This window comes from Rhodoferax sediminis (assembly GCF_006970865.1).
In the GTDB taxonomy this organism is placed as follows: domain Bacteria; phylum Pseudomonadota; class Gammaproteobacteria; order Burkholderiales; family Burkholderiaceae_C; genus Rhodoferax_A; species Rhodoferax_A sediminis.
This window is the reverse complement of record NZ_CP035503.1, coordinates 529,964-555,361: the sequence shown is the minus strand read 5'-3', so window position 1 is coordinate 555,361 and position 25,398 is coordinate 529,964. Positions and strand designations below refer to the sequence as shown.

The following is a 25,398-nucleotide window of genomic DNA, read 5'->3' as shown; positions in this document are numbered from 1 at the left end:
CGCCATCAGGCCGCAACCGCCTGCGGCGCCGAGCTGCGAATCAGGTGGTCGAATGCGCCGAGCGCCGCTTTTGCACCATCACCGGTCGCGATGATGATCTGCTTGAACGGCACCGTCGTGACGTCGCCGGCGGCGAACACGCCCGGCAGCGAAGTCTGGCCGCGCGCGTCGACCACGATCTCGCCATGGCGCGACAGCTCCAGCGTTCCCTTGAGCCACTCGGAGTTCGGCACCAGGCCGATCTGCACAAACACGCCTTCGAGTTCGACGCGGCGCGATTCGCCGCTCGCCCGATCGATGTAGGTCAAACCATTCACCTTGCCGTCGGCCCCGGTGATCGCGGTCGTCTGCGCCTGGGTATGGATATCGACATTTTTCAGGCTCTTCAGCTTGCTGACGAGCACAGCGTCTGCGCGCAGCGCATCGCCGAATTCGAGCAGCGTGACATGGCCAACGATGCCGGCCAGGTCGATCGCCGCCTCGACGCCGGAGTTGCCGCCGCCGATCACGGCCACGCGCTTGCCCTTGAACAGCGGGCCGTCGCAGTGCGGACAGTAGGCCACCCCCTTGTTGCGGTATTCCCGCTCGCCCGACACGTTGACCTCGCGCCAGCGCGCGCCGGTCGACAGGATCACGGTTTTGCTGTGCAGGGTGGCGCCATTGGCGAGCTGCACGCCGACCAGGCCGTCGTTGTCGGTGGCCGGAATCAGCTTCTCGGCACGCTGCAGGTTGAGGATGTCCACCTCGTACAACCTGGCATGCTGCTCAAGCGCGGCCGCGAACTTCGGCCCATCCGTCTCGAGCACCGAGACGAAGTTCTCGATGCCCATCGTGTCCATGGTCTGTCCGCCCAGGCGCTCGGCGAGCATGCCGGTGCGGATGCCCTTGCGCGCCGCGTAAACGGCCGCGGCCGCCCCTGCCGGGCCACCACCGACGATGAGCACGTCGTAGGCTTGCTTCGCGTTCAGTCTGGCCGCATCGCGGGCCGCGGTGCCGGTATCAAGCCTGGCGACAATCTCTTCGACGTCCATGCGGCCCTGGCCGAAATGCTCGCCGTTCAGGAACACCATCGGGACCGCCATCACCTGGCGCTCGGTCACCTCCTGCTGGTACAGGGCGCCGTCGATCACGACACTGTGCACGCGGGGGTTCAGCACCGCCATCAGGTTCAGCGCCTGCACGACATCGGGGCAGTTGTGACAGCTCAGCGACATGTAGGTCTCGAAGCGGAATTCACCCTCGAGATTCCTGATCTGCTCGATCAGTGCGGTCTCAATCTTTGGCGGGTGGCCGCCGACCTGCAGCAGCGCCAGCACGAGCGAGGCGAATTCATGCCCTAACGGGATCGCCGCGAAACGAATGCGCGGCGCCTCGCCGGCGCCGGCCAGCGCGAAAGAGGGCTTGCGGACGTCCGTGCCATCGGTCCTCAAGGTGATCTTGTCACACAGCGAGACGATGTCGCTCAACAGACCGTGCATCTCCCGGGCGGCGGCGCTGTCGTCCAGCGAGGCGATGATTTCGAAAGGCAGTTTCACGCGCTCGAGGTACGCCTTGAGTTGAGCCCTCAGGTTGGTGTCCAACATTGCGAATCTCCTTGAATTACAGCCGTGGCGCGGCCCGGCGATACGGTGCCGGGCCGACGGTGGGTGGCGGCGTGCCGCCACCGGGTTCCTCAACGACTCAGATCTTGCCGACGAGGTCGAGCGAGGGGGTCAGCGTGGCAGCACCTTCGGTCCACTTGGCCGGGCAGACTTCACCCGGGTGGGCGGCAACATATTGCGCGGCCTTGACCTTGCGCAGCAGCTCCGACGCATCGCGGCCAATGCCGTTGTCATGCACTTCCATCAGCTTGATGAAGCCTTCGGGATTGATGACGAAGGTGCCGCGCAGCGCCATGCCTTCTTCTTCGATCAAGACTTCGAAGTTGCGCGAGAGTTGCTGGGTCGGGTCGCCGATGAGCGCGTATTGGACCTTCTTGATGGCCTCCGAGGTGTCGTGCCAGGCCTTGTGCGCGAAGTGGCTGTCGGTGGAGACGCCGTAGACCTCGACGCCCATGTCCTTGAACTGGCTGTAGTGATCGGCGAGGTCTTCGAGTTCCGTCGGGCACACAAAGGTGAAGTCGGCGGGGTAGAACATCAGCACGGCCCACTTGCCCTTGAGGGTTTCCTGGGTCACGTCGATGAATTTGCCATTCTTGTAAGCGGTGGCGGCGAAGGGTTTGATCTGGGTGTTGATGATTGACATGTTGAGTCTTTCTTTAAGAGGTGGTTGACGTTGAAATCAGGGTTAATACTAACCTATTTGATAATGATTATCAATTGATAATGACTATGGAAAGCATAGGACAACGGCCTCCCGCATGGAGTTGGCCTTCATTCATAGGGCGCACGCGCCGGCCCGCCTACGGGTGCAACGTGTCAATGGTTTGTCTGGCTTCTTGTTCTGGCGTCGTTCAAGGCCGGCGAAAAGTCACGCGCAGGGAGGACCAATATCTGGAATTCAACTGGTCCAGCCTGACTTCCCCGCCGGTGGACGGCGCGTGGACAAAACGGCCATCGCCCACGTAGATGCCAGCGTGCGTAATGGTGGCACTCTTGGCAAACAGGACCAGGTCGCCCGAGCGAACACTGTCCCTCGACACCGGCTGGCCCCAGTATTGCAGCCCTGAGACCGTTCGAGGTGGCGCAACCCCCGCCCGGGTTCGGTACACGTAGCCAATCAGTCCGCTACAGTCGAAACCCGAGTCGGGCGTATTGCCGCCATAGCGATACGGCGTGCCGACCAGGCCGACGGCGGAGATGGTGATGTCATCGGCCTGCTCCGGCGAGATGCGCGATGGAACCTCGGCGGCGTCGCCGGAAGCGGGGCCACGGATGACCGATGGCGCGGTGCTGCATCCACCAAGGGCGACAAAAAGCGTCACGGCAATGCAAGCGAGACTTGATTTGCCGCGAGGATCGGGCTGATATTCGGGAATCATTACCACTGAAACAGCAGCCGCGCGCGTGACTTCGTCGTCGCGATCAGGCGGGCATTGGGCTCGTCTGTGCGGTTGGCCCATGCTTTCGCAGCTTCCGGGCTTCGACCGAAATCCTGGTGCCGTTCGATAAGGCGGCCGTTTCGCACGGCGTCGTCAACGTCCACATACCAGACGTCGTCAAGCATGGTTGCCAGCCTTGCCCAGTGGCCGTCATCGAGCAGCAGGTAGTTTCCTTCGGTGATGATGAGCCGGGTCTGTGGGTAAACCGGAACGGCGCCTGCGATCGGCTCTTCGAGTTCGCGCCTGAACTCGGGCGCGTAAACGATCTCGTCGTCGTGCTGATGGCGAAGGCGCTGCAGCAGAGCGGCATAGCCCGCGCTGTCAAAGGTGTCCGGAGCGCCCTTGCGTTCGGTGCGCCCAAGCCGCCGCAGCTCGGTGTTGGCCAGATGAAAACCGTCCATGGATACCACCTGCGAGGCCTCGGGAAAAGCCTGATGCAAGGCCAGTGCCAGCGTCGACTTCCCTGCGCCGGGGGCGCCAACCAAACCGAGCAGCTTGCGGCCGCCGCTGCCGAGGAGTTCGCGCACGCGAGCGAGATAGATAGACGGGATCGTCGGCAAATCGGTGGACTTCATGGTCGGAACAATTAGCGCCAAAGCGTGTGCCCGTTATTCAACAGTCACACTTTTCGCCAAATTTCTCGGTTTGTCTACATCGGTGCCGCGCGCACAGGCCGTGTGATACGCGAGCAGTTGCAGCGGCACCACATGCAAGAGCGGGGACAGCGCGCCATAGTTTTCGGGCATGCGGATGACGTGGATGCCTTCGGCGCTCTCGATGCGGGTGTCGGCATCGGCCAGCACGTAGAGCACGCCGCCGCGTGCGCGCACCTCCTGCATGTTGCTCTTGAGTTTTTCCAGCAGCGCGTCGTTGGGCGCCACGGTGACTACCGGCATGGCGCTGGTGACCAGCGCCAGCGGACCATGCTTGAGCTCGCCGGCCGGGTAGGCCTCGGCATGGATGTAGCTGATTTCCTTGAGCTTCAGGGCGCCCTCCAGCGCGATCGGGTAGTGCAGGCCGCGGCCCAGGAACAGCGCGTTTTCCATCCTGGCGAAGTCTTCGGCCCAGCTGATGACTTGCGGCTCCAGCGCCAGCACGGCGGCCAGCGCGGCCGGCAGGTGGCGCATGGCCTTGAGGTGCGCCGCCTCCTGCTCGTCACTGAGTCGCCCCTTGGCCTGCGCCAGCGCCAGCGTCAGCAAAAACAGGCCGGCCAGCTGCGTGGTGAAGGCCTTGGTCGACGCCACACCGATCTCGACGCCGGCGCGCGTGATGTAGGCCAGCTTGCATTCGCGCACCATGGCCGAGGTGGAGACGTTGCAGATGGTCAGGGTGTGCGCCATGCCCAGCGACTGCGCATGGCGCAGTGCGGCCAGCGTGTCCGCCGTTTCGCCGGACTGCGTGATCGTGACCACCAGCGTTTTCGGGTTCGGCACGGAGTCGCGGTAGCGGTATTCGCTGGCCACCTCCACCTGCGTGGGCACCCTGGCAATGCTCTCCAGCCAGTACTTGGCCACGCAGCCGCTGTAGTAGCTGGTACCGCAGGCCAGGATCAGCACCGAATCGATGTCCTTGAAGGTGCGGTACGCGCCCTCGCCGGCACGGTGATTGCCCATGGCTTCGAACAGCTCGGGAACGATGCCCTCGACCCCTTCAAGGGTGTCGGCAATGGCGCGCGGCTGCTCGAAGATTTCCTTTTGCATGTAATGGCGGTACGGCCCCAGTTCCGCCGCGCCGCTGTGCGCGTGCACGGTCTTGACCTCGCGCTGGATGGGCTTGTGGGACTTGTCCACGATCCAGTATTTGCCGAGCTGCACATCGACCACGTCGCCCTCTTCGAGGTAGACGATCTGGTCGGTCACGCCGGCCAGGGCCATGGCATCGCTGGCGAGGAAGTTCTCGCCGCCCTCTTTGCCCACCCCGAGAATCAGCGGCGAGCCCGCACGCGCGCCGATCACCCGGTGCGGCTCGTCCTTGCAGAACACCGCAATCGCGTAGGCGCCGTGCAGTTGCGGCAGGGCCAGTTTCACAGCATCGAACAGGTCGCCGTCGTACAGCGAATCGATCAGGTGGGCGATGACTTCGGTATCGGTCTGGCTCGCAAACCCATAGCCCCTGGCCTGCAGCATGGCACGCAGTTCATCGTGGTTTTCGATGATGCCGTTGTGCACCAGGGCAATGCGGCCGGGCTTGGCCGTGGCGTCGGTGCCGGGCCCGTGGCTGAAATGCGGATGCGCGTTGTGCACCACCGGCGCGCCGTGCGTGGCCCAGCGCGTGTGCGCGATGCCGGTCGTACCCTGCAGGTGCCCGGCGCCGACCTGTTCCAGCAGTTCCGCTACGCGCGAGGTGCTGCGCGCGCGTTTGAGGCCATGGTCATACACCGCGACGCCGCACGAGTCGTAACCACGGTACTCCAGCCGCTGCAGACCCTGTACAAGAATGGGGACGATATTGCGGTTCGAGACCGCGCCGACGATACCGCACATGGAAGCTCCCAAGAAATTCAGTGGCTGAATCGTAGAGTGATTGATGAAAAATTTAATATCTAATATGGATACTTATTTGAATAAAATTTCAAACGTCTATTTTAGAGAAATTTTATTTCTTATATAACTATTTTATGGAACAAATGACAATAGACGAAACCGACATTCGCCTGCTCGACCAGCTCCAGCGCGATGCCTCGCTGAGCAATCAGGCGCTGGCGCAGCGGGTCCATGTCTCGCCGCCAACCTGTCTGCGGCGCGTCAAGCGTCTGGCGGGCGCCGGGTTGATCGAGCGGCAGATCGCCATCCTCAGCGCCGACCGGCTGGCGCCGATGCTGGGCTTCGGGCTCACGGCCATCGTCGAGATCACGCTGGACCGGCAGGATGCGGAGCGCCTGGCCGCGTTCGAGGCACGCGTGTCCGCGGACGAGGCCGTGCAGCAGTGCTACCGCGTCTCGCCCGGGCCTGACTTTTGCCTGATCGTCGTCGCCGCCGACATGCCGGGTTACCTGGCGCTGGTGCAGCGCCTGTTCACCGTGGATGCCAACGTGCGCAACGTCAAGGCCTTTTTCAGCGTGAAGCGCAGCAAGTTCGAACCCCTGGTGCCGCTGGCGTCCAGCGGATAGACGCAGGCAAACCACCCTCCCATGGCGACCGACGGACCTGATCCGTCCACTTTCCCACGCTATGGCCCGAAAAATCTCACCGCGCCCTATAGGCAAGGGTATTCCCCAAAATAATCGAATCGGGGGAGGGCCATGCAATCAATCTGGAGTTGGGCCCTGCCGGGCATCGTGCTGGTGCTGGTGCTGGTGCTGGTCGCGCTGCTGTACCTCAAGTTCGTGCGCGCGCCCTCGCCTCGCGATGACCGGTACACCTCGGAGGCGCTGCTGACGCCCGCGCAGGCCGACCTCCTTGTTACCTGCAAACGGTGTTTCCGGGCCAGGCGGTGCTGGCGAACGTACCGTTGAACAAAATCGTCTCCATCCGGCGCGCCGCCGACCGGCGCCGCGCCCGGCAAGCGCGGGATGCCCTCGCCGGACGAGTTCCGCCTGAAACTCTCGCTGGCCGCCCTGAGCCGCCCGGACCGCTCCGGCCAGATCAGCGTTCGCCAGCAGCTCGAACAGCGCATGGCCAAGGCCGACAAAAACTTGAAGCCTTCCGGATCCAAGAAGTCTCAAGTCATGGGAATTTCCGTCTTGACGGACTTGAACCCCAACCCGGAAAACGCTGCCCTGGATCCCTGGGCCACAAGCCGCAATTGACCGTTTCACCCCGCTGGCAGGAGCAGGCCTGCTTGCGGGCTATTTTTTCTTCGCCGGGCGCTGCCAGTCGGCAATGCTCACCTGCCGGCCGCGCGCAACGCTCAAGGCGCCCGGCGGCGTGTCGCGGATGATGGTGGAGCCACCGCCCACGGTGCCACCGGCCCCAATCGTCACCGGTGCCACCAGCACGCAGTTGCTGCCGATGTGCACGTCGTGCTCGATCACCGTGCGGTGCTTGTTGGCGCCGTCGTAGTTGGCGGTGATGCTGCCGGCCCCGTAGTTCACGCGCTCGCCCACGCTGGCGTCGCCCAGATAGGCCAGATGGTTGGCCTTGGCCCCTTTGGCCAGCGTCGAATTCTTCACTTCGACAAAGTTGCCAATATGCACCTCGGCACCCAGATGGGCGCCTGGTCGCAAACGCGCAAACGGGCCGATCCGTGCGCCCGCGCCGACCTCCACCTGGTCCTGCGCGCTGTGCGGGCCGCCTTCGATGTGGGTGAACGGATGGATCACCGCGCCGGCCGCGATCACCGCATTCGCAATCACGCAATGGGCGCCGATCTTCACGCCCTCGCCCAGGCTGACGCGGCCCTCGAACACGCAGTTCACGTCGATTTCCACGTCCTGCGCGCAGACCAGCGTGCCGCGCAGATCGAACCGCGCGGGGTCCGCGATGCGCACACCCTGCTCCATCAGCGCGCGTGCCTGCTGCAGCTGCAGCGCTCGCTCGAGCTCGGCCAGCTGCACCGGGCTGTTGACACCGGCCACCTGCAGCGCGTCGTCAATCCGGTGCGCGACCACCGGCACGCCGTCGGCCACGGCCAGCTTCACGATATCGGTCAGGTAGTACTCGCCCTGCACGTTCTTGTTGTCCAGCCGCCCCAGCCAGCCTTTGAGCCGGCGCGCCGGCACGGCCATGATGCCGCTGTACACCTCCGTGATCGCGCGCTGGGCTTCGCTCGCGTCCCTGTGCTCGACGATGGCCTGCACCGACGCGCCCGCACGCACGATGCGTCCATACCCGGTCGGGTCGGTGAAGTTGATGGTCAACAGCGCCAGCTTGTCCCCGCCGCAGGCCTCGATCAGGGCGCGCAAGGCTTCAGCGCGGGTCAAAGGCACGTCGCCCGAGAGCACCACGACGACGCCGTCATCGGGCAGCATTGGGGCCGCCTGCTGCACGGCGTGGCCGGTGCCCAGCTGCGGCTCCTGGCGTACAAACTTTATGTCAAAACCGGCTGTAGCCCTTGCCACGCCTTGGCAAGCCGCTTCAACTTCAGTAGCACCGTGACCGGTCACGACAACCACATGGCGCGCATTCAGGCCGGCGGCCGTGTCGATCACATGGTCGAGCAGGGCACGCCCGGCCAGGCGGTGCAATACTTTGGGCAAGCGGCTCTTCATCCGCGTGCCCTTGCCCGCGGCCATGATGACCACATCGATTGCTGTCATGACTCCTCCTGTGCGTTTTCTGCCGGCCTGGGCCGGAAGCGTAGCCCGGATTATCGGCTGGCTGATGTTCACGCTTGCGCTGGCGGCCTGCAGCACGATCAAGATCGCCTACAACAATGCCGCGGGCGTCGGGTACTGGTGGCTGGACGGCTATGTGGATTTCAATGAGGCGCAAACCCTGCAGCTGCGCGCGGATCTGGCCCGGCTGCAGCTCTGGCACCGCTCAACCGAATTGCCCCGGTATGTCGAATTGCTACAGAAAGTGGAGCAATTGGCCACCGCCGATATTGGGCCAGAGCAGGTTTGTGCCATTGCCCTGGAAATGCGCCGGCACCTGGGGACCCTCTTGGCGCAGATCGAGCCTGCCGCGACGGCACTGGCCATGACGCTGACGCCGGCGCAATTGCAGGGGCTGGATCGCAAGTACGCGAAGGCTGACGCGCGCTACCGCAAGGAGTGGCTGTCCAGGGCACCCGCGGAGCAGTCGGACAAGCGCTACAAGCAGTGGCTGGCACGCACTGAAATGATCTACGGCCGGCTTGACGGCGCTCAAAAAGACAGTCTTCGCGCGCAAGTGGCGCTGTCGGGTTTTGATGCGCGCATGAGCTACGAAGAGCGGCTGCGCCGCCAGCAGGATGCGCTGCAGACGCTGCGCCGGATCACACAGGCCGGGCTGCCTGAAGGCGACGCGCGCGACCTGGTCCACGGCTACTTCGAGCGCGCACTCGACTCGCCCAACCCTGCATACCGCGCCTACCAGCAAGCCCTGCTGCAGGAAGACTGCCGCAGCGTCGCCTTGACGCACAACACCGCCACGGCCGGCCAGCGCGACACCGCTGTACAAAGGCTGCGCGCCTACGAACGGGACCTGGCACAGCTGGCGTTGCCGCAACCGTAACCGACGCTGCTGCTTGCGCGGGTCGTGACGAAAACTAGATCAATGGCGCGCGGCGCAACGGCCGGTCGTAATAGTCGGCGATGCGCACCAGTGCCTTGGGATTGACCAGCCGCAAGCGCCCATCCTCGATCTGGTGCAAACCCAGCTTGCGCAGGCGGCGCAACGTCTTGTTGGTGTGCACCAGCGACAGGCCGAGTGCATCGGCGATGTGTTGCTGATTCAACGGAAACGCCACGCTATCGTCCTGCACCAGTCCCACCCGCTGCGCCCGGCGATACAGGTGGATCAGCAGCATGGCGACGCGCTCGGTCGCGTTGCGGCGCCCGGCGGTCAGCAAATTCTCGTCGACCAGGCTCTCCTCGCGTGCCGCAAGCCAGGTCAGGTCATAGCCCAGATTCGGGTACTCGCGGAACAAGTCCCTCAGGCTATCGCGTGCAAAAACGCACAGCGCCACTTCCGTCACAGCTTCCACGCCATGCGTAGCGCCGTCGGCAAACTGCCCCTGCAGGCCGATGAAATCGCCCGGTAACAGAAAATTCAGGATCTGGCGGCGCCCGTCGCTGAGCGACTTGTAGCGAAACGCCCAGCCGGCGTACAGCGTGAACAGCTTGCCGCCCGGCTTCTGCTCGGCAATGATTTCACCGCCCGCCTTGATACGAACCCTACCGTTGCGCAAGGCCTCGACAAATGCAAGTTCCGACGCAGACACGGGTGCAAAACCGTCAGATTGCCGCAGATGGCAATCCACGCAGTGCCGGGGGCAAACGGACGGCTCAGGCTCAATGAGGGCAGATGTGACCATGGGAGATGAGCCGATTGTGTCTTTTGACATTGTGGCTCCATTCAATCGCGCCTACATTGCAGCAAATTGGAGACCCAAGTGACCACTCTTTACGAAGTTTTGTATGCTAGCACGCTAGCCCTGACCGCTCAGGTGACCCAGGTTGCCGGCATTGTGACGGCGGCGCGCACGAGGAATGCAGCGCGCGACATCACGGGCCTGCTGGTGTTCGACGGCATGCATTTTTGCCAGCAGATCGAAGGCACCCGCAACGACGTCCTCAAGTTGATGGAGCAAATTCGGACGGATCCACGTCACATGGATGTCACGGTCGTCCATGAGGGGTCTCTGATCGAACGGCGCTTCGAGCGTTTCGCCATGGGTTACGTTGCGAGTGGCGATGAAGATGCCCTGATGCGGATCGGGCAGGGCGATGGCGAGCAGGCATTGGAGCAGTTTCTGGCGTTGATCCCGACGCTCGCCCTGGATCCCTGCTGACCCTTGCGCAGGCCGGACGCAACCATGCACCCAAGCCCGTCGCCAGCGCCTTCAGCGACCGCTGCCCGTCGTCATCACGCCTGCAACGCAGCCCACATTTCCTTGTCGCGCGCCGCCGTCCAGATGCGCGGGTTCTTGATGCCGCTGGCCTCGTCAAAGGCGCGGCTCACATCGAACGGCAGGCAGTGCTCGTAGATGAACACTTGGCCGAAGATCGGGTCCATGCTCTTGCGCGTGTGCGCCATGGCGGCCTTCAGGTCCATTTTGGCGGCGGCGGCTTCCTTGCCGCAGCGGTACAGCGTTTCGACCCAGCGCTTGGTGTAGTCGAGCGCCTTGTCGACGTTGGCCGCGCCCTTCATGGCTTCGCCGCGTCCGGGCACGATGGCCTCGGCCCTCAACGCCCGCAGGGCTTCGAGCGTGGCGGGCCATTCCTCGAGCTGGGCGTCGCCGGTATAGACGCCGGCCTCATACTCGACCAGGTCGCCGCTGAAAAGCACCTTCTCTTCGGCCACCCAGGCAATCGTATCGCCGCGCGTGTGGCCGTAGCCGGGCGACCAGATCTGCACCTTGACGCCGCCCAGATCGACGACCAGCTTGCCGGGCACTTCGCCCTTGGTGGCATCGCCGCCGCCGATCACCAGCGTCGGCCAGGTCAGGCCGGGCACGCCCTCGGCACCGCGGAACAGGCGCGGGAAGCGCTCCATCTCGCTTTGCATGTCTTCCTTGCCGCGCTCGATGATGAGGTCCAGCGTGCCCTGGCTGGCGATGACCTCGGTCGCCCCTTCGGCCACATAGGCGCTGGCGCCGAGCACGCGCACGGCATGGTAGTGGGTCAGCAGCACGTACTTGATGGGCTTGTCGCTGATGGTGCGGATCTTCGCGATCAGGTCCTGCGCCATCGCCGGCGTGGCGGTGGTGTCGCTGACCATGATGAACTTGTCGCCAATGATCACGCCGGAATTGGGATCACCCTCGGCGGTGTAGGCCCAGCAATGGGCGCTGAGTTGCTCGAAGGTGATTTTCTTGTCGGCCAGATCGGCCTGGCTGGCGAAGGCTTTGGTGGGGGCGCTGGACATGGGGAGTCTCCTGTAAGTGGGCAAGGGCTGAAGAGGCGCAAGTCGCGCGGCATCTTCTTGATGACCGTGCGATTTTACCTAACCGTAATTAATTACGCATTGTTAAATTCCGCTTTCAGCCACTGCACTGCTTTCAAAGCCAGTTCCTCCAGCGAAGCCGTTGCGTCCAGCGCCAGCACACCCGGTTCTTCGGCGGGGTCCTGCAGCGCCTCGAACTGGCTGGCCACCAGGCTGGGCGGGTAAAAATGGCCGTCGCGCCCCGCGACGCGGCGCAGCGATTCGGCCGGCGTGATGGCCAGGTGCACAAAGCGCAGCTCCGGCACGGCCGCCCGCAAGGTATCGCGGTACGCCCGCTTGAGCGCGGAGCAGGTCAGCACCGCGCCGGCCGGGTGCTGCGCCAGCTTGGCGCCCAGCGCCTGCAGCCAGCCGGCGCGATCCCTGTCCGTGAGCGGCACGCCCTGCTCCATCTTGTGAATATTGCGCGGCGGATGAAAGTCGTCGCCCTCGATCAGCGGCAGGCCCAGTTGCGCGGCCATGCGCCGCCCGACCGCCGACTTGCCGCACCCCGCGACGCCCATCACGACCACATGCATTGCACTCATGCGGTCAGTGTAGTGGCTCAGCCCATCTTCGAGCATGCCGAATGCGATCCAAACTCAGGGCGCGTCAGTCGTGCCGCGCAACGCGATGCTCGCGCTTCGGCACGCACCCCCATGGAAACCCCGCTAGAGCGTGGCTTCCGCCATGGCGCGACCGCACAGGCGCGCGATGAAGGCATCGCCATTGCGCGGCACCGCGTCGCCTCGCCACACCACATGCTGATCGGCGCGGCACATCACCAGCGCATGCACGTACTCGGCGGGAACAGCGGGCGCGTCGACGTCCAGCACTGTCAGCGGCATGCCGGTTGCCTGCGCGGCGCGCTGGAGCGGCGCGACGTCTGCATGTCGGTCGAAGCGAAGCAGCGTGTAGGCCGGGCCGAAAGCGTCGTACAGAGAACGCCCATCCGTCAGCCAGAAATGCGGCGCCCGACAGCCCGGCACGGTCGAGGGAGTAAAGGCGCCCATCGAGTATGCCGGCGGCGCGGCGTCGTCGTACTCGATGACGGGCGAGCCCGTGTAGTAGTAGCCGAAATTGAGGCCGGCACAGCAGAACTGCTGCACGTTGAGTTCATAGGCCTCGCGTCCGATGTCGGCGCGCTGCGCGTCAGCCTCGGGTCCGGGCGCCTCGATGTCGGCCGGCACGGTGCGGCGCGCGCGGATCATCTTCTGCGCATGGTCCATTGCGAAGCGCGACACCTGCTCGGTGATGGGCTGGCGTTCCGCCTCGTAGGCGTCCAGGATGCGTTCGTCGGCCCAGCCCTGCACGCAGGCCGCCAGCAGCCACGACAGATTGAGGGCATCCGCGATGCCCGCATTCATGCCGTAGCCGGCGTAGGGCACCCACAGGTGCGCCGCATCACCCGCCAAAAAGACCCGGCGATCGCGGAAGCGGTCGGCCACCAGCCGGCGTCCCACCCAGTCTTCCTTGCTGATCACCTCGTATTCGAAGTCGGGCCCGACACCGAGGATGTCGCGGATCGAGCGGTCGCGGTCGACCGAATCGAATTCGGGCTCCTCGGCGTTCAGGTGGTTGTGCACCAGCCAGGTGGCATGGCCATCGATGGCGAACATCGTGCCGCAACGCCGGGGGTTCATCGAGTAGTACGACCATGCCGGCTTGCCCGGAATGAGCGAGCGCAGCTGCGGCGCGCGGATGTAGGTCGACTGCACGCGCTGGATGACGGCCGTCCCCTCAAGCTTCGCGCCGATCTGCTTGCGCACCGCGGAACTGCCGCCGTCACAGCCCACCATGAAGCGGGCGCGAAGCGTACGCGTGCCGCCATCGTCGAGGCTCGTCGCCGTCGCGACGACACCCGTCTCGTCTTGCATGAAACCGGTGACCTGCGTCCGGTTGAGCAGGGTCACGCCCGACAGCGCGGCCGTGTGCTCCAGCAGAATCGGCTCCAGATAGATCTGGTTGATGCGGTGCGGCGGCTCCGCCGTCGGCCACCATGCGTCCGGCCCTTCCGCCTCGGTGTAGCGGTCGCGCCGGCAGGGAATCGGGATGCGCGTCAGCTCAATGCCCGTGACGCTGGTGCGGAACACGACATCGTTCGGATAATCGGCGGGGAGTCCGGCGTCGCGCAGCTTGCGCGCAACGCCGAGTCGGCGGAACTGCTCCATGGTGCGCGAGGCGACATGGTTGCACTTCACGTTTGGCGGCTCGGCGTAACGGCGAATTTCGGCGATGAGCACTTTCACGCCGCGCGCGGCCAAGTCCATCGCCATGGTCAGGCCCACGGGGCCGGCGCCGACGATCAGCACGTCGGCGGCCAGAATCTCTGCGGGTGCGTTCATGCGTCTTTCACCCCAGCTTGATACGGGCAATCCGGATCACATTGGCCCATTTCGCGGTTTCGGAACGAATGTAGACACCAAAGGCTGCGGACGTGCCCGGCTCCGGCTCGACACCCATGTTCCGCAATTTGGTCTTGATGGCCTCGTCGGTCAATGCGGCGTTGATTTCGGCATTCAGCCGCGCGACGATCGGCTCGGGCGTTCCGGCCGGCGCCACAATGCCGAACCAGCCGGTCGAATCGTATCCGGGCAGTCCTGCCTCAGCCACGGTAGGTACGTCCGGCAGCATGGGCAGTCGTCGCGCACTGGTCACAGCATAGGCAATCAGCTTGCCGGCCTTGATCTGTTGCAGCGCCGACGGCAGGTCGACCACGCCCAGTGACAACTGGCCGCCCATCACGTCGAGCGCAACCGGTCCGCTGCCGCGGTACGGCACCTCGTTCAATTGGATGTTCGCCATCTGGGCGAACAACGCCGCAGACAGGTGCATCGCTGTGCCGTTGCCACCATAACCGACCGACAGCTTGTCCGGCTCGGCCTTGGCCAGTGCGATGAGCTCGCGCAGCGTCACCGCTTTTGCTTTCATCGATGGATTACCGACAATCACGAACGGGATCGCCGCCAGCATCGCGACCGGCTTGAAGTCCTTCATGGCGTCGAACGGCATCTGCGGATAGAGGCTGACGTTGGCCGACAGTGCGCCCGCAGCGCCCAGCCCCAGCGTGTAGCCGTCGGCCGGCGCCCTAGCCACCAGCGTGAGGCCCACATTTCCGCCGGCGCCCGGCCGGTTATCCACTATGACAGGTTGTCCCAGCTTCTCGTTCAGGCGCGGCACGATCATGCGGAACACGGCGTCGGAGCTGCCACCGGGCGGGAAAGTGACGACCACCTGGATCGGCTTGATCGGGAAGTCACCCACGGCATTCTGCGCGGCGGTGGGCATGGCCAGTGCGGCCAGTCCGGTGAACGCGGCAAAGGCGACGGGGCGCAGGAGGCGGGTGAAATTCATCATTGAAGTGGGTCCATGTAGTTATCTCCAAACACCATTGGACCTCAGCGCAATTCATTCGTAAATCAAAAAATTGTTGACCCAATATCATGTTGCCTGATGAATAAAACCTTTGCCCCCACCTTCCGGCAGTTGCGCGCCTTCGTGCAGGTTCACCGACTGCGCAAACTTGGCGCCGCCGCCGAGAAGCTCTTCGTGACTCAGTCGGCCGTCAGCATGTTGATCCGGCAACTCGAAGAGGGGCTGGGTGCGCGTCTGTTCGATCGCACCACCCGATCGCTGCAGCCAACTGCGGCGGCGAATGAAATGCTTGCGACGGCCGAACGCATCCTGCGCGACATGGACGCACTATCGTCCAGCTTTCGCACACTGTCGACGCTGGAACGTGGTCGCGTCTGCTTCGCCACAACGCCCACGCTGGCGTCCTTCCTGCTGCCGGACGCCATCTGCGCTTTTGGCGCAGCCTACCCGCAGGTGCGCGTGGTCGTGGACGACTGCGCGCCCGACCAGTTCATCTCGCGGATCATTGGTGAGCACGTCGATTTCGGCATTGGCACTCCTGAGCACCCCGGCGCCGAGGTGGACACACAGACGCTCCTGCGTGATCAACTCGCGCTGGTGTGCCTGGCCAGCCATCCGCTGGCTTGCGCACGCAGCGTTCGTTGGGTCGACCTTGCAGGCCACCCCATTGTGACCATGCGTACCGGCTATGGCGTCCGGCCGCTGATCGACGGCACAGCAGCCACCGCAGGCGTAATCCTGAACGTTGTCAACGAGGTGTCATTCATGTCGACCGCGTTGTGGATGACGGCCAGCGGCATGGGCGCCTCGATCATGCCCTCGGCCTTCGCGCGCGCATCGAACAACGCATCGCTGGTCATCCGGCCGATTTCGACACCACGCGTGTCGCGCGACATTTCGGTAGTGATCAAGCGCGGGCGTTCGTTGTCGACCGCCAGCATCCGCTTTCTCGCAACCCTACGCAGTGCCTTGAAGGCGAAGTCGCCCTGATCTCTCAGCCCGCGGCGAGCCCATGTTCGAGCACGCCGATCACCTGCTCGGCAAACGCGGCGTAGCTCATGGCCCCGCCGGGGCGCAGCCAGGTGAAAGTCCAGTTGATCATGCCGAACAGCATCATGGCCAGGGCCGTCTGGTTCGCGGCGTTCACGCGCTGCGGATAGGCGCGACGCAGGAATCGCGTGACGGCGGAGACCACATCGCGCTGGCGGTTCAGGATCAGCTCGCGCTGCGACAGCGCCGGCACCTGACCCGGCGCAGCATCGGCCTCTGCGGCCAGAAACTTGGTGTCGTGCAGCAGCGCCACGTGGCGCGTGGCCGAGGTTTCGTACTCCTGCAGGAAATTGCGGACCAACTCGTGCAGCGCGGCGCGGTCATCCAGGCTACGGCGCTGCGCCGTCGCCTCGACCTGGCCGATGATGGCCAGCAGGCGCTGGGTGTAGCGGTCGAGCAGGTCGAACAGGATGGCTTCCTTGCTGCTGTAGTAGTGGTAGAGGCGCGCCTTCGAGGTGCCAATGGCGGCGGCAATATCGTTCATGCTGGCGGCCGGGTAGCTGCGATCGGCAAAACACTGCGCGGCAATATCGAGAATTTCGTCGCGCTTGAGTTCGTGAGAGGCAGATTTGGGGCGGGCCATGTTGGCATTCTGCCAGCGCGGGGGTATGGTGCAGGCCATGCCCGACCCTGCCCGAGACTTTGCCGACTACCGCCGCGAGAGCTTCACCTACCTGGCCCTGGAATCGGCACTAAAAGCGTGCTCAGCCCCCGCAGGGCGGACACGACCAGCTAGCAAATCGATAGCGAATCCGGCCAAGCCCGCGCCCAGGCGGACCACCGCGCCCGCCGCGCCGCCCAACGCCCGGGCCACGCCGCCAAGCGCCAGGCGCAAATCGGCCAGGGGCTGACCCACGGCGACACCCCATCCGCGCACCGCACGAGGCGGATTCTGTGCGGCGGCAGGCTGCGGGTCCCAGCTGAACCAGGCCGGCGCACTGCCGGCTGCATCCCAGGGCTCGAGTACCAGGCGTTGTCCCGCCCGCAACGCCAGCGACTCGCCGGGGTGCAGAAAACGGTCGCCCAGGTCGTTGGCGGGACCGCGGTGCGGGCCTTGCAGGGTAGCCCATACCTGGCCCTGCGCAATACGCAACACACCCGCCTCGCGCGGCCGCAGGGTCACGGCGCGGCCGGCGTCCAGCTTCCAGCAGCCGGGCAGCGCAGCGCCGGGCGTGGGTTGTTGCAATTGCAGAACATTTTGCGAGGTCATGGCGTTCTCCATATCAGCTAATCAGGAATGAATGATGGTCGCCAATGCCTTGGCAGTCCAATGAAAACGCGGTACGCTATTCATACTGAATTCGCATCAATCGACATTTCTGCCATTCCTTCAATCCCATGCAGTCTTCACCCACCCACCTGCGCTCGCGGCCGATCTCGGTGGGACATTTGCGCGCACTGGAGGCGGTTGCCAGGCATCTCAATTTCCGCGCCGCGGCGGAAGAACTGGCGCTGACGCAGTCGGCCGTGAGCCGGCAGATCCAGTCGCTGGAAGAAGAGGTGGGCGTCAGCCTGTTCTTGCGCCACACCCGCGCGGTGGAGCTCACCAGCGCGGGCGCGCAGCTGCTGCGCTCGGTGCTGCCGTCGCTGGAGCGCATCGACAGCGCGGTGCGGCTGATTCGCCGCAGCGCCGGACGCAAGAGCGTGGCCATCACCACCTGGGCCTCGTTCGCGTCCATGTGGCTGATTCCGCGCCTGGAAGCCTTCCAGAGCGAGTACCCCGACATCGACATCCGCATCGACGCGAGCGACCACGCGGTGGACATGGAGACCACCGACGTTGACATCGCGCTGCGCTACGCCGTGCCCGCCAATGTGCCGGCGAGCGCGATCCGCATGTTCGGCGAGCAGCTCACGCCCGTGGCGAGCCCCTGGCTGCTCAAGAGCGGGCATGCACTCGCGCGCGGCGAGGATCTGGCGCATTTCGCGCTGATCGAGGCCGGCGACGCGCACCGCACCCAGCATCTGGAGTGGTTGACCTGGCGGCGCTGGTTCGACACCCACCACTTCAGCAAGCTCGAGCCCAAGCGCTGGCTGTACTTCAACTACGCCAACCAGATCGCCCAGGCCGCGCTCACGGGCCAGGGCGTGGCGCTGGCGCGCATGCCCCTGGTGGCCGACAGCCTGGCCAGCGGCGACCTGGTGGAAATCCTGCCCGGCATGCGGCTCGAATCGCCCATGGCGTACTGGATGCTGGTCGGCCCGCGCAGTGCGCTGCGGCCCGAAATCCGGGCGTTTTGCGAATGGATTTCGCTGCAGGCGGCACAAACGCGCAAGGCCGTTGGCGATGGGCCGGATCCGGACACGCTCGACCAGCCCGATTGAAGGGCCGCGCCAGGGCGTCCGGCCCGTTCAACCGGCCGGGGCTGGTTCTTGCGGCCGGCTCGCCTGGTTCAGCTGCTCGATGGCGGCGGCATCCAGTGTCAGTTGTGTGGCCGCCACCAGTTCCGCCAATTGGGCGAGCGACGTGGCGCTGACAATCGGCGCCGTGATGCTGGGGCGGGCCAGCTCCCACGCCAGCGCCACCCGCGCCGGCGTGGCGTTGTAGCGCGCCGCCACGTCGTCCAGCGCGGCCAGGATGCGCAGGCCGCGCGCGGTCAGGTACTTGGCGGCACCCTTGCCGCGCGGACTCTTGCCCAGATCGGCGCTGGATCGGTATTTGCCGGTCAGAAAGCCGCTGGCCAGCGCATAGAAGTTGATGACGCCCACGCCCTGCTGGACGCACAGCGGCTCCAGCGTGTCTTCATACGCGGCGCGGTCGTACAGGTTGTACAGCGGCTGCAGACTCTCGTAGCGCGGCAGCCCCTCTTGCCGACTCACCTCCAGCGCCTGCGCCAGTCGGACTGCACTGTAGTTCGACGCGCCGATGGCGCGCACCTTGCCCTGCGCGATGAGTTCACCATAGGCCGCCAGCGTTTCTTCCAACAACGTGTCGGCATCGTCGTCGTGGGACTGGTACAGGTCGATGTAGTCGGTCTGCAGCCGGCGCAGCGAATCTTCCAGCGCGCCCCGGATGTAGGCCGGTGCCAGCCCCTTGCGGCCCGGTCCCATCTCCATGCCGACCTTGGTCGCCAGCACCACCTGGCTACGCTTGCCGCTGCGCTTGAACCATTTGCCAAGGATGGTTTCGGATTCACCGCCCGTGTGCCCGGGCACCCAGCGCGAATACACGTCGGCGGTGTCGATGAAGTTGAAGCCGGCATCCACCCAGGCGTCCAGCAGGGAGAACGAGGTGGCTTCGTCAACGGTCCAGCCGAACACGTTGCCGCCGAAGGCCAATGGTGAGACTTGCAGGCCGGATCGGCCCAGGGATCGCTTGTTCATGCGCTGCTCCTTGCGAGGTTCATGTACAAAAACGGAACTTTAAACTTTACGCCCAACCACCCAGGCGTGGGGGCGAACGCAGCGAGGGGCTTATTAAACGGGCCACACCACGCCGTTGTCGTTGAGGATCGCATCCAGCGGCACGTCGTGCGCCTCGGGCTCGAAATCTTCTATGAACCCGTGGGTAAAGCCCAGCCCGACGGTGACCGGCCGGGGCCGCAGGGCGGCCAGCGTGCGGTCATAGAAGCCCCCGCCATAGCCCAGCCGGTAGCCGCCCGCACCATAGCCCAGGCAGGGCACGAACAGCAATGTGGGCACCACCACCTCGGTGTCCTTGGGCTTGGGGATGTCGTAGGCGTCCTCCTGCATCGGGCAGCCCGGGTACCAGGCGTGAAAAGTCAGGGTCTTGTGAACCTTGTCCACCACTGGCAGTCCGATGCGCTTCATGTCGGGGCCGCCCTGCAGCTCGCCATCCTCCTTCCAGCGGTGCAGCGCGGGCAGCGGATCGAACTCGCCCTTGATCGGCCAGTAGGCGCCAATCACGGTATCGGGCCGTCCCACCAGCCAGATCCGCATGACGCGCTGGAGCAAATCCGCGCGCTGCACGCGGTCGGGCAGAGCCAGCCTCTCTTCGATCAATGCACGTCGTACCGCTAACTTGTCCATAATTCCCCCATGAAGATCAACAAGATTTTGACACCGTCTCTCTCCGCCACCCTGATTGCCGGCGTCCTGTTCGCGGCGCTACCGTCTGCACAGGCCCAACCCGGCAGCGACGAGGCCCTGCTGCAAATGAGCCAGGCCTTCAAAAGGGGCGACAAGGCCGCACTCACGGCGCTGCTGCCGCTGGCCCGGGGCAACCCGCTCGAAGCCTGGGCCGCCTATTGGGAGCTGAAGGCGCGGCTGGATGACGCCAGCGCGCAGGAAGTGCAGGATTTCCTCACGCGCTACGCCGGCACCTACCAGGAAGACCGGCTGCGCAACGACTGGCTGCTGCTGTTGGGCCAGCGCCGCGACTGGGAGGGTTTCGCCGCCGAATACCCCAAATTCCGCATGCGCGACGACCGCGAAGTGCAATGCTACGCGCTGCACATCGAGCAGCTGACCAGCGCCACGCCCTCGCCCACCCTGGCCGAGCAGGTCCGCAAAAACTGGTTTGCACTGCACAAGGCCGATGACGGCTGCACGCTGGCGGCAGGCACCCTGATCTTCGCCCAAGAAATGCCCGCGCTGGAGGCGTGGCGCAAGGCGCGACTGGCGATGGCCGCGAATCGCCTGACGGTGGCGCGCAACGCGGTCGGGATCGTCGCCCCCGAGGCTTTGAACCTGGTCGCCGACCTCGGCAACAGCCCGGCGAAATTTCTCGCCGGCAAAGCCGTCGCGATGTCGCGCGTGAGCAAGCAGCTGGTGGTGCTGGCCCTGATCCGGATGGCCGCCAATGACCCGGACGCCGCCGCGACCCAGCTCGATAGCAAATGGAGCCCGCAGCTCACCAGCGAAGAGCGCAACTGGGTCTGGGGCGTCATCGGCAAGCAGGCGGCGACCCGCTTGAGCGGCGATGCGCTGAACTACTACGGGCGCGTCAGCCGGGACAGCGACCTGCCCGACGACCTGCTGGAATGGAAAGCCCGCGCCGCGCTGCGCGCCGGCACATGGCCCACCGTGCTGACGGCGATCAAGGCCATGAGCGAGGACGCGCGCAAGAATCCCACCTGGGTTTACTGGAAGGCACGCGCGCTGCTGGCCACCCTGAACGGTGCCCAGCGCGCCGACCCCGCGTCGCCGCGGCGCCTTGAAGCCAACGCGCTGCTGGAGGGCATCGCGGGTCCCAGCGGTTTCTACGAGCAACTGGCGCTGGAAGATCTGGGCCAGCGCGTCACCGTGCCGCCCAGGCCCGCGCCGCCGACGGCACAGGAAAAGCAGGCGGCGCTGGCGGACCCGGGCCTGAACCGGGCCTTGTACGCGATCGGACTCGGGCTGCGCAGCGAAGGCGTGCGCGAATGGAACTACGCCACCAACCTGCACACGCCCGGCGGCATGAGCGACCGCGAACTGCTGGCCGCCGCCGACCTGGCCTGCCAGCGCAAAATCTGGGACCGCTGTATCAACACCAGCGAGCGCACCAAATCGTTCATGGACTTCGACCAGCGCTTTCCCATGCCGCACGAGCAGGCCGTGATCAAGCGCACGCGCGAGATCGGCCTCGACCCGGCCTATGTGTACGGCCTGATCCGCCAGGAAAGCCGCTTCATCATCGACGCACAGTCGGGTGTGGGTGCCTCGGGCCTGATGCAGGTCATGCCCGCCACGGCGCGCTGGACGGCCCGCAAGATCGGGCTGGTCAACTTCAACGCCGAGCAGATTTCCGATCGCGACACCAACATCGCGATCGGCACCGGCTACCTCAAGCTGATCCTGGACGACTTCGACGGCTCCATGGCGCTGGCCGCCGCCGCCTACAACGCCGGCCCGGGGCGGCCGCGCAGCTGGCGCAACGGCCCGGTGCTGGACGCGGCCATCTGGGCCGAAAACGTGCCGTTTGCCGAAACCCGCGACTACGTCAAGAAAGTGCTGGCCAACACCACCGATTACGCGGCCATCCTGAGCGGCCAGCCCCAGTCGTTGAAGGCCCGGCTGGGCACGGTGGGGCCGCGCGATGCCAGCTTGCCGGACCCGGGCAAGGATTTGCCCTGAAACGGATTTACGGGATCACCGCATTCACCACGGCGCCCGTGGCCTTGACGCCGGTGGTGACGATCACCGCGCCGGTGGTCACCACGGCACCGCCGACTGCCACCACGGCGTCTCCCAGCGCCACTACGGCGCAGCCGCTGCACAGCGCGACGACGCAAAAAACCGACAGCCGGCAGGCGGCGCTGAGTTGGCGCATGAAATAGCCCTTGTCTTCTATCATTCGAATGCTTCAATTATCGGGGCAGGAACACGCGCCAATGCGTCAGATTGTCAGGACACCCACAGGACTCAAGCAGAATCGACCCTCATGAACAAAATACTCATCCTCGGCGGCACCGGCTTTGTGGGCAGCCACCTGTGCGAGAAACTGACGCGGCTGGCGTGGCGCAGCACCGTTCCCACGCGGCGCCTCGCAGGCGCCAAGCACCTGTGGATGCTGCCGCTGCTGGACCTGTTCGAAGCCGATGTGCACGATGAGGCCGCATTGACACGCCTCGTGGCCGGACACGATGCCGTGGTGAATCTGGTCGGCCTCCTGCACGGCAACGAAGCTGCATTTGACAAGATGCACGTCCAGCTGCCGCAAAAACTGGCGCGCGCCTGTGCGGCAACGGGAGTGCGCCGCGTGGTGCACGTCAGCGCGCTGGGCGCCGGCAACGACGCGCCGTCCATGTACCAGCGCAGCAAGGCACGCGGCGAAGAGGTGCTGCGCGCGGCCGATCTGGATCTGACGGTGCTGCGCCCCAGCGTGATTTTTGGCCCCGAGGACAAATTCCTGAACCTGTTCGCCAGACTCCAGCGCGTGTTTCCGGTGCTGCCGCTGGCGGGCAGTGCGGCGAAATTCCAGCCCGTGTGGGTCGAAGATGTCGCTGCGGCCGTGGTGACCAGCCTGCAGGAGCGCCGGCGCATCGGCGAGACTTACGAGGCCTGCGGACCGCAGGTGCTGACGCTGAAAGAACTGGTGCAACTGGCGGGGCGCTACAGCGGCCGCGAGCGCCCGATCATCCCGCTGCCGATGGCACTGGGCCGCCTGCAGGCCCTGCTGATGGAGATGGCCCCGGGCGAGCCGCTGATCAGCCGCGACAACCTCGACGCGATGAAGGTGGACAACATCGCCAGCGGACTGCTCCCTGGACTGCAGGCGCTGGGCATCACCCCCAGCGCCCTGTCCACCATCGCGCCGTCTTACCTCCACACGCAGGGCCAGGAAGACGAGTTGCTGGCCATGCGCAGAACCGCCGGGCGTTTCTAACGCAGAGCCCCCACGCTTGTCGCGGGGATCGATAAGCTTTTGTAAAGGGTTGGCGAACCCGCGGCAGTAACATGTCGCCCTGGAGGTTTTCATGCTCAAGCTCTACATCGGCAACAAAAATTATTCCTCGTGGTCCATGCGGCCCTGGGTACTGCTCAAACAGGCGGGCATCCCGTTCCAGGAAGTCAAGGTGCTCTTCGATTCGTTCGATCCGGGCTCGAACTTCAAGGTGACACTGGACGGCGTAACCCCGGCCGGCAAGGTACCGGTGCTGCTGGACGGCGACTTCGCCATCTGGGACACGCTGGCGATTGCCGAGTATGTGGCCGAGAAATTTCCCGAGAAAAAACTCTGGCCGCAGGACTCCAGGGCCCGGGCACGTGCGCGCAGCATCTGCGCCGAGATGCACTCCGGCTTCGCGGCCCTGCGCGGCAGCTGCGGCATGAACATCGAGGCTTCGCTGCCGCACATCGGCCAGCTCGTGTGGCGTGACAAGCCCGCCGTGCGCGCCGACGTGCAGCGCCTCGTCAGCATGTGGAGCGAGCTGCTCGCGCAGCATGGCGGGCCATTGCTTTTTGGGGATTTCACGATCGCCGATTCTTATTTCGCGCCGGTGTGCATGCGCATCAAGACCTATGCGCTGCCGGTGCCCGCCGAGATCGCCGCCTACGTGGAACGCGTGCGCGCACTGCCCGGCATCAAGGCCTGGATCGACGACGCCCTGGCCGAGCAGGATTTCCGCAATTTCGAGGAGCCTTACCGGCTGTCGAGATAACGCCCCCACGCTTGCCACAGCGTGTGCTGCGCTGCCCCCCCCCCGAGGGGGCCGTTTCGCACTAGAGCAGTCGGCAAGGCTCCCAAGTAAACTGCCCGGCATGCAGATCTACTTGGTTGGCGGTGCGGTGCGCGATGCCTTGCTGGGCTTGCCCGTGCAGGACCGCGACTGGGTGGTGGTGGGCGCCACGCCCGAGGCGATGGTCGCGCTGGGCTATCTGCCGGTGGGCCGCGACTTCCCCGTGTTCCTGCACCCGCAAACGCACGAGGAATACGCGCTGGCACGCACGGAGCGCAAGACCGCGCGCGGCTACCACGGCTTTGCGTTCCACACCACGCCGGACGTGACGCTGGAGCAGGACCTCGCGCGGCGCGACCTGACTATCAATTCAATAGCTGTCAATGCAGATGCAGTAATGGCGTCAAGCCCATTTCATCTAAATCCCAAGGCTCTGATCGACCCTTACGGCGGGCAGCGGGATTTGCGCAGCAAGACCTTTCGCCACGTCACCGAGGCCTTCCGCGAAGACCCGGTGCGCATCCTGCGCGTGGCGCGCTTTGCGGCGCGCTTTGCCGACTTCCATGTGGCGCCCGAGACGATGCGGCTGATGCAGGACATGGTCGGCCACGGCGAGGTCGATGCGCTGGTGGCCGAGCGCGTGTGGCAGGAACTGGCTCGCGGCCTGATGGAGAACACCCCTTCGCGCCTGTTCGAGGTGCTGCGCGATTGCGGCGCGCTGCGCGTCCTGCTGCCCGAGGTGGATCGACTTTGGGGCGTGCCGCAGCCCGCACAGCATCACCCCGAGGTCGATACCGGCGTCCATCTGATGCTGGTGCTCGACATGAGTGCGCGGCTTGGCGCCCCCTTGCCGGTGCGCTTTGCCTGCCTGATGCACGACCTCGGCAAAGGCACGACGCCGGCCGACGCGCTGCCGCGCCACATCGGCCATGAGGAGCGCGGCGTCAAACTGGTCAAGAGCGTGTGCGCACGGCTGCGCGTGCCCGCCGAATGCCGCGAACTGGCCGAGGTGGTGGCGCGCGAACACGGCAACATCCACCGCAGCGGCGACTTCCAGGCGGCGGCGCTGGTGCGCCTGCTGGAGCGCTGCGATGCGTTTCGCAAACCACAGCGATTCGCGGACGCGCTGCTGGCCTGCGAATGCGACGCGCGGGGCCGCCTGGGGCTGGAGCAGAGCGCTTATCCCCAGCGCGAGCGGCTGCTCGGGGCACTCGCCGCCGCGCAGCAGGTCGCTACAAATTCAATAGCCGAACACGCACAATCCACGGGGGCTACAGGTCCAAAGATTGGAGAGATGATTCACCAGGCACGGGTCGCAGCAGTCGCGGCCCGCTGGCCGGCAGCCGGCGCTTGATACCACGCCGGC

General features: G+C 65.2%; 27 protein-coding genes. 11 read left to right on the top strand and 16 right to left on the bottom strand.

The window, feature by feature from the left end; translation table 11 throughout:
- Nucleotides 1–5: 5 nt before the first annotated feature.
- The 5 genes from ahpF to glmS all read right to left on the bottom strand — a co-directional run bounded on the left by ahpF (nt 6) and on the right by glmS (nt 5,523).
- Nucleotides 6–1,583: an alkyl hydroperoxide reductase subunit F gene (gene ahpF, locus EUB48_RS02630; protein WP_142817493.1), complete on the bottom strand. Its 1,578-nt coding sequence runs from the start codon at nt 1,581–1,583 to the stop codon at nt 6–8.
- Between the two features lie 97 nt (nt 1,584–1,680).
- Nucleotides 1,681–2,244, bottom strand: coding sequence for an alkyl hydroperoxide reductase subunit C (gene ahpC, locus EUB48_RS02625; protein ID WP_077563045.1), 564 nt, complete (start codon nt 2,242–2,244; stop codon nt 1,681–1,683).
- A 208-nt stretch (nt 2,245–2,452) separates the two neighbouring features.
- Entirely contained in the window at nt 2,453–2,980 is a 528-nt protein-coding gene (locus EUB48_RS02620) for a C40 family peptidase (protein ID WP_142817492.1), read from the bottom strand.
- On the bottom strand, nt 2,980–3,615 hold the full coding sequence (locus tag EUB48_RS02615) for a nucleoside/nucleotide kinase family protein (protein WP_142817491.1): 636 nt from the start codon (nt 3,613–3,615) through the stop codon (nt 2,980–2,982). Before EUB48_RS02615 ends, EUB48_RS02620 begins: the two co-directional genes overlap by 1 nt.
- A 33-nt stretch (nt 3,616–3,648) precedes the next feature.
- A complete protein-coding gene (gene glmS / locus EUB48_RS02610; protein WP_142817490.1) occupies nt 3,649–5,523 on the bottom strand; it encodes a glutamine--fructose-6-phosphate transaminase (isomerizing) in 1,875 nt (624 codons plus the stop codon).
- 134 nt (nt 5,524–5,657) lie between these two features.
- Between glmS and EUB48_RS02605 the strand changes: the two genes are divergently transcribed.
- The 3 genes from EUB48_RS02605 to EUB48_RS02595 all read left to right on the top strand — a co-directional run bounded on the left by EUB48_RS02605 (nt 5,658) and on the right by EUB48_RS02595 (nt 6,788).
- Complete coding sequence (locus tag EUB48_RS02605; RefSeq protein WP_142817489.1) at nt 5,658–6,149, top strand: Lrp/AsnC family transcriptional regulator; 492 nt, start codon at nt 5,658–5,660, stop codon at nt 6,147–6,149.
- A gap of 132 nt (nt 6,150–6,281) precedes the next feature.
- Entirely contained in the window at nt 6,282–6,494 is a 213-nt protein-coding gene (locus EUB48_RS02600; RefSeq protein ID WP_142817488.1) for a hypothetical protein, read from the top strand.
- 57 nt (nt 6,495–6,551) lie between these two features.
- Entirely contained in the window at nt 6,552–6,788 is a 237-nt protein-coding gene (locus tag EUB48_RS02595; RefSeq protein ID WP_142817487.1) for a hypothetical protein, read from the top strand.
- Between the two features lie 39 nt (nt 6,789–6,827).
- Here EUB48_RS02595 and glmU read toward each other — a convergent pair whose 3' ends face one another.
- Entirely contained in the window at nt 6,828–8,237 is a 1,410-nt protein-coding gene (glmU, locus tag EUB48_RS02590; protein ID WP_142817486.1) for a bifunctional UDP-N-acetylglucosamine diphosphorylase/glucosamine-1-phosphate N-acetyltransferase GlmU, read from the bottom strand.
- Here glmU and EUB48_RS02585 point away from each other — a divergent pair.
- Nucleotides 8,236–9,135, top strand: a complete 900-nt coding sequence (locus tag EUB48_RS02585) for a DUF6279 family lipoprotein (RefSeq protein WP_142817485.1) — start codon at nt 8,236–8,238, stop codon at nt 9,133–9,135. The two genes, glmU and EUB48_RS02585, sit on opposite strands and share 2 nt — an antisense overlap.
- Before the next feature lie 34 nt (nt 9,136–9,169).
- Here the strand turns inward: EUB48_RS02585 and EUB48_RS02580 are convergent, their stop codons facing one another.
- Nucleotides 9,170–9,937: a Crp/Fnr family transcriptional regulator gene (locus tag EUB48_RS02580; RefSeq protein ID WP_420821425.1), complete on the bottom strand. Its 768-nt coding sequence runs from the start codon at nt 9,935–9,937 to the stop codon at nt 9,170–9,172.
- A 78-nt stretch (nt 9,938–10,015) separates the two neighbouring features.
- On the opposite strand from EUB48_RS02580, the gene EUB48_RS02575 reads away from it, so the two are divergent.
- Nucleotides 10,016–10,414, top strand: a complete 399-nt coding sequence (locus EUB48_RS02575; protein WP_142817483.1) for a BLUF domain-containing protein — start codon at nt 10,016–10,018, stop codon at nt 10,412–10,414.
- A 74-nt stretch (nt 10,415–10,488) separates the two neighbouring features.
- Here the strand turns inward: EUB48_RS02575 and EUB48_RS02570 are convergent, their stop codons facing one another.
- From EUB48_RS02570 to EUB48_RS02555, 4 genes are all read right to left on the bottom strand, one after another.
- Nucleotides 10,489–11,490 carry an MBL fold metallo-hydrolase gene (locus tag EUB48_RS02570; protein WP_142817482.1) on the bottom strand — a complete coding sequence of 334 codons (1,002 nt, stop codon included), beginning with the start codon at nt 11,488–11,490 and terminating at the stop codon, nt 10,489–10,491.
- Between the two features lie 92 nt (nt 11,491–11,582).
- Entirely contained in the window at nt 11,583–12,092 is a 510-nt protein-coding gene (locus tag EUB48_RS02565) for a gluconokinase (RefSeq protein WP_142817481.1), read from the bottom strand.
- A gap of 123 nt (nt 12,093–12,215) precedes the next feature.
- Nucleotides 12,216–13,889, bottom strand: a complete 1,674-nt coding sequence (locus tag EUB48_RS02560) for an FAD-dependent oxidoreductase (RefSeq protein ID WP_142817480.1) — start codon at nt 13,887–13,889, stop codon at nt 12,216–12,218.
- A 7-nt stretch (nt 13,890–13,896) separates the two neighbouring features.
- Complete coding sequence (locus tag EUB48_RS02555) at nt 13,897–14,898, bottom strand: Bug family tripartite tricarboxylate transporter substrate binding protein (RefSeq protein ID WP_244618308.1); 1,002 nt, start codon at nt 14,896–14,898, stop codon at nt 13,897–13,899.
- A gap of 99 nt (nt 14,899–14,997) precedes the next feature.
- Between EUB48_RS02555 and EUB48_RS02550 the strand changes: the two genes are divergently transcribed.
- Nucleotides 14,998–15,909 carry a LysR family transcriptional regulator gene (locus EUB48_RS02550; RefSeq protein ID WP_142817478.1) on the top strand — a complete coding sequence of 304 codons (912 nt, stop codon included), beginning with the start codon at nt 14,998–15,000 and terminating at the stop codon, nt 15,907–15,909.
- 4 nt (nt 15,910–15,913) lie between these two features.
- Here EUB48_RS02550 and EUB48_RS02545 read toward each other — a convergent pair whose 3' ends face one another.
- Complete coding sequence (locus EUB48_RS02545; protein ID WP_142817477.1) at nt 15,914–16,552, bottom strand: TetR/AcrR family transcriptional regulator; 639 nt, start codon at nt 16,550–16,552, stop codon at nt 15,914–15,916.
- Between the two features lie 87 nt (nt 16,553–16,639).
- A complete protein-coding gene (locus EUB48_RS02540; RefSeq protein WP_168226684.1) occupies nt 16,640–17,179 on the bottom strand; it encodes a DUF2917 domain-containing protein in 540 nt (179 codons plus the stop codon).
- Nucleotides 17,180–17,307: 128 nt separating this feature from the next.
- On the opposite strand from EUB48_RS02540, the gene EUB48_RS02535 reads away from it, so the two are divergent.
- Nucleotides 17,308–18,294, top strand: coding sequence for a LysR substrate-binding domain-containing protein (locus EUB48_RS02535; RefSeq protein WP_142817475.1), 987 nt, complete (start codon nt 17,308–17,310; stop codon nt 18,292–18,294).
- A gap of 27 nt (nt 18,295–18,321) precedes the next feature.
- Here the strand turns inward: EUB48_RS02535 and EUB48_RS02530 are convergent, their stop codons facing one another.
- Nucleotides 18,322–19,293, bottom strand: coding sequence for an aldo/keto reductase (locus EUB48_RS02530; RefSeq protein ID WP_142817474.1), 972 nt, complete (start codon nt 19,291–19,293; stop codon nt 18,322–18,324).
- A 93-nt stretch (nt 19,294–19,386) separates the two neighbouring features.
- Nucleotides 19,387–19,959 carry a 5-formyltetrahydrofolate cyclo-ligase gene (locus EUB48_RS02525; protein ID WP_142817473.1) on the bottom strand — a complete coding sequence of 191 codons (573 nt, stop codon included), beginning with the start codon at nt 19,957–19,959 and terminating at the stop codon, nt 19,387–19,389.
- A gap of 9 nt (nt 19,960–19,968) precedes the next feature.
- Here EUB48_RS02525 and EUB48_RS02520 point away from each other — a divergent pair, with 9 nt between their 5' ends.
- Nucleotides 19,969–21,987, top strand: a complete 2,019-nt coding sequence (locus EUB48_RS02520; protein WP_142817472.1) for a lytic transglycosylase domain-containing protein — start codon at nt 19,969–19,971, stop codon at nt 21,985–21,987.
- Between the two features lie 7 nt (nt 21,988–21,994).
- On the opposite strand, the gene EUB48_RS02515 is transcribed toward EUB48_RS02520, so the two are convergent.
- Nucleotides 21,995–22,207: a hypothetical protein gene (locus EUB48_RS02515; protein WP_244618307.1), complete on the bottom strand. Its 213-nt coding sequence runs from the start codon at nt 22,205–22,207 to the stop codon at nt 21,995–21,997.
- Nucleotides 22,208–22,294: 87 nt separating this feature from the next.
- On the opposite strand from EUB48_RS02515, the gene EUB48_RS02510 reads away from it, so the two are divergent.
- The 3 genes from EUB48_RS02510 to EUB48_RS02500 all read left to right on the top strand — a co-directional run bounded on the left by EUB48_RS02510 (nt 22,295) and on the right by EUB48_RS02500 (nt 25,386).
- On the top strand, nt 22,295–23,239 hold the full coding sequence (locus EUB48_RS02510) for a complex I NDUFA9 subunit family protein (protein WP_142817471.1): 945 nt from the start codon (nt 22,295–22,297) through the stop codon (nt 23,237–23,239).
- 91 nt (nt 23,240–23,330) lie between these two features.
- Nucleotides 23,331–24,014 carry a glutathione S-transferase family protein gene (locus EUB48_RS02505; RefSeq protein WP_142817470.1) on the top strand — a complete coding sequence of 228 codons (684 nt, stop codon included), beginning with the start codon at nt 23,331–23,333 and terminating at the stop codon, nt 24,012–24,014.
- A 100-nt stretch (nt 24,015–24,114) separates the two neighbouring features.
- The gene (locus EUB48_RS02500) at nt 24,115–25,386 is read left to right on the top strand and encodes a multifunctional CCA addition/repair protein (RefSeq protein ID WP_142817469.1); all 1,272 of its coding nucleotides are present in this window, start codon (nt 24,115–24,117) and stop codon (nt 25,384–25,386) included.
- Nucleotides 25,387–25,398 lie beyond the last annotated feature (12 nt).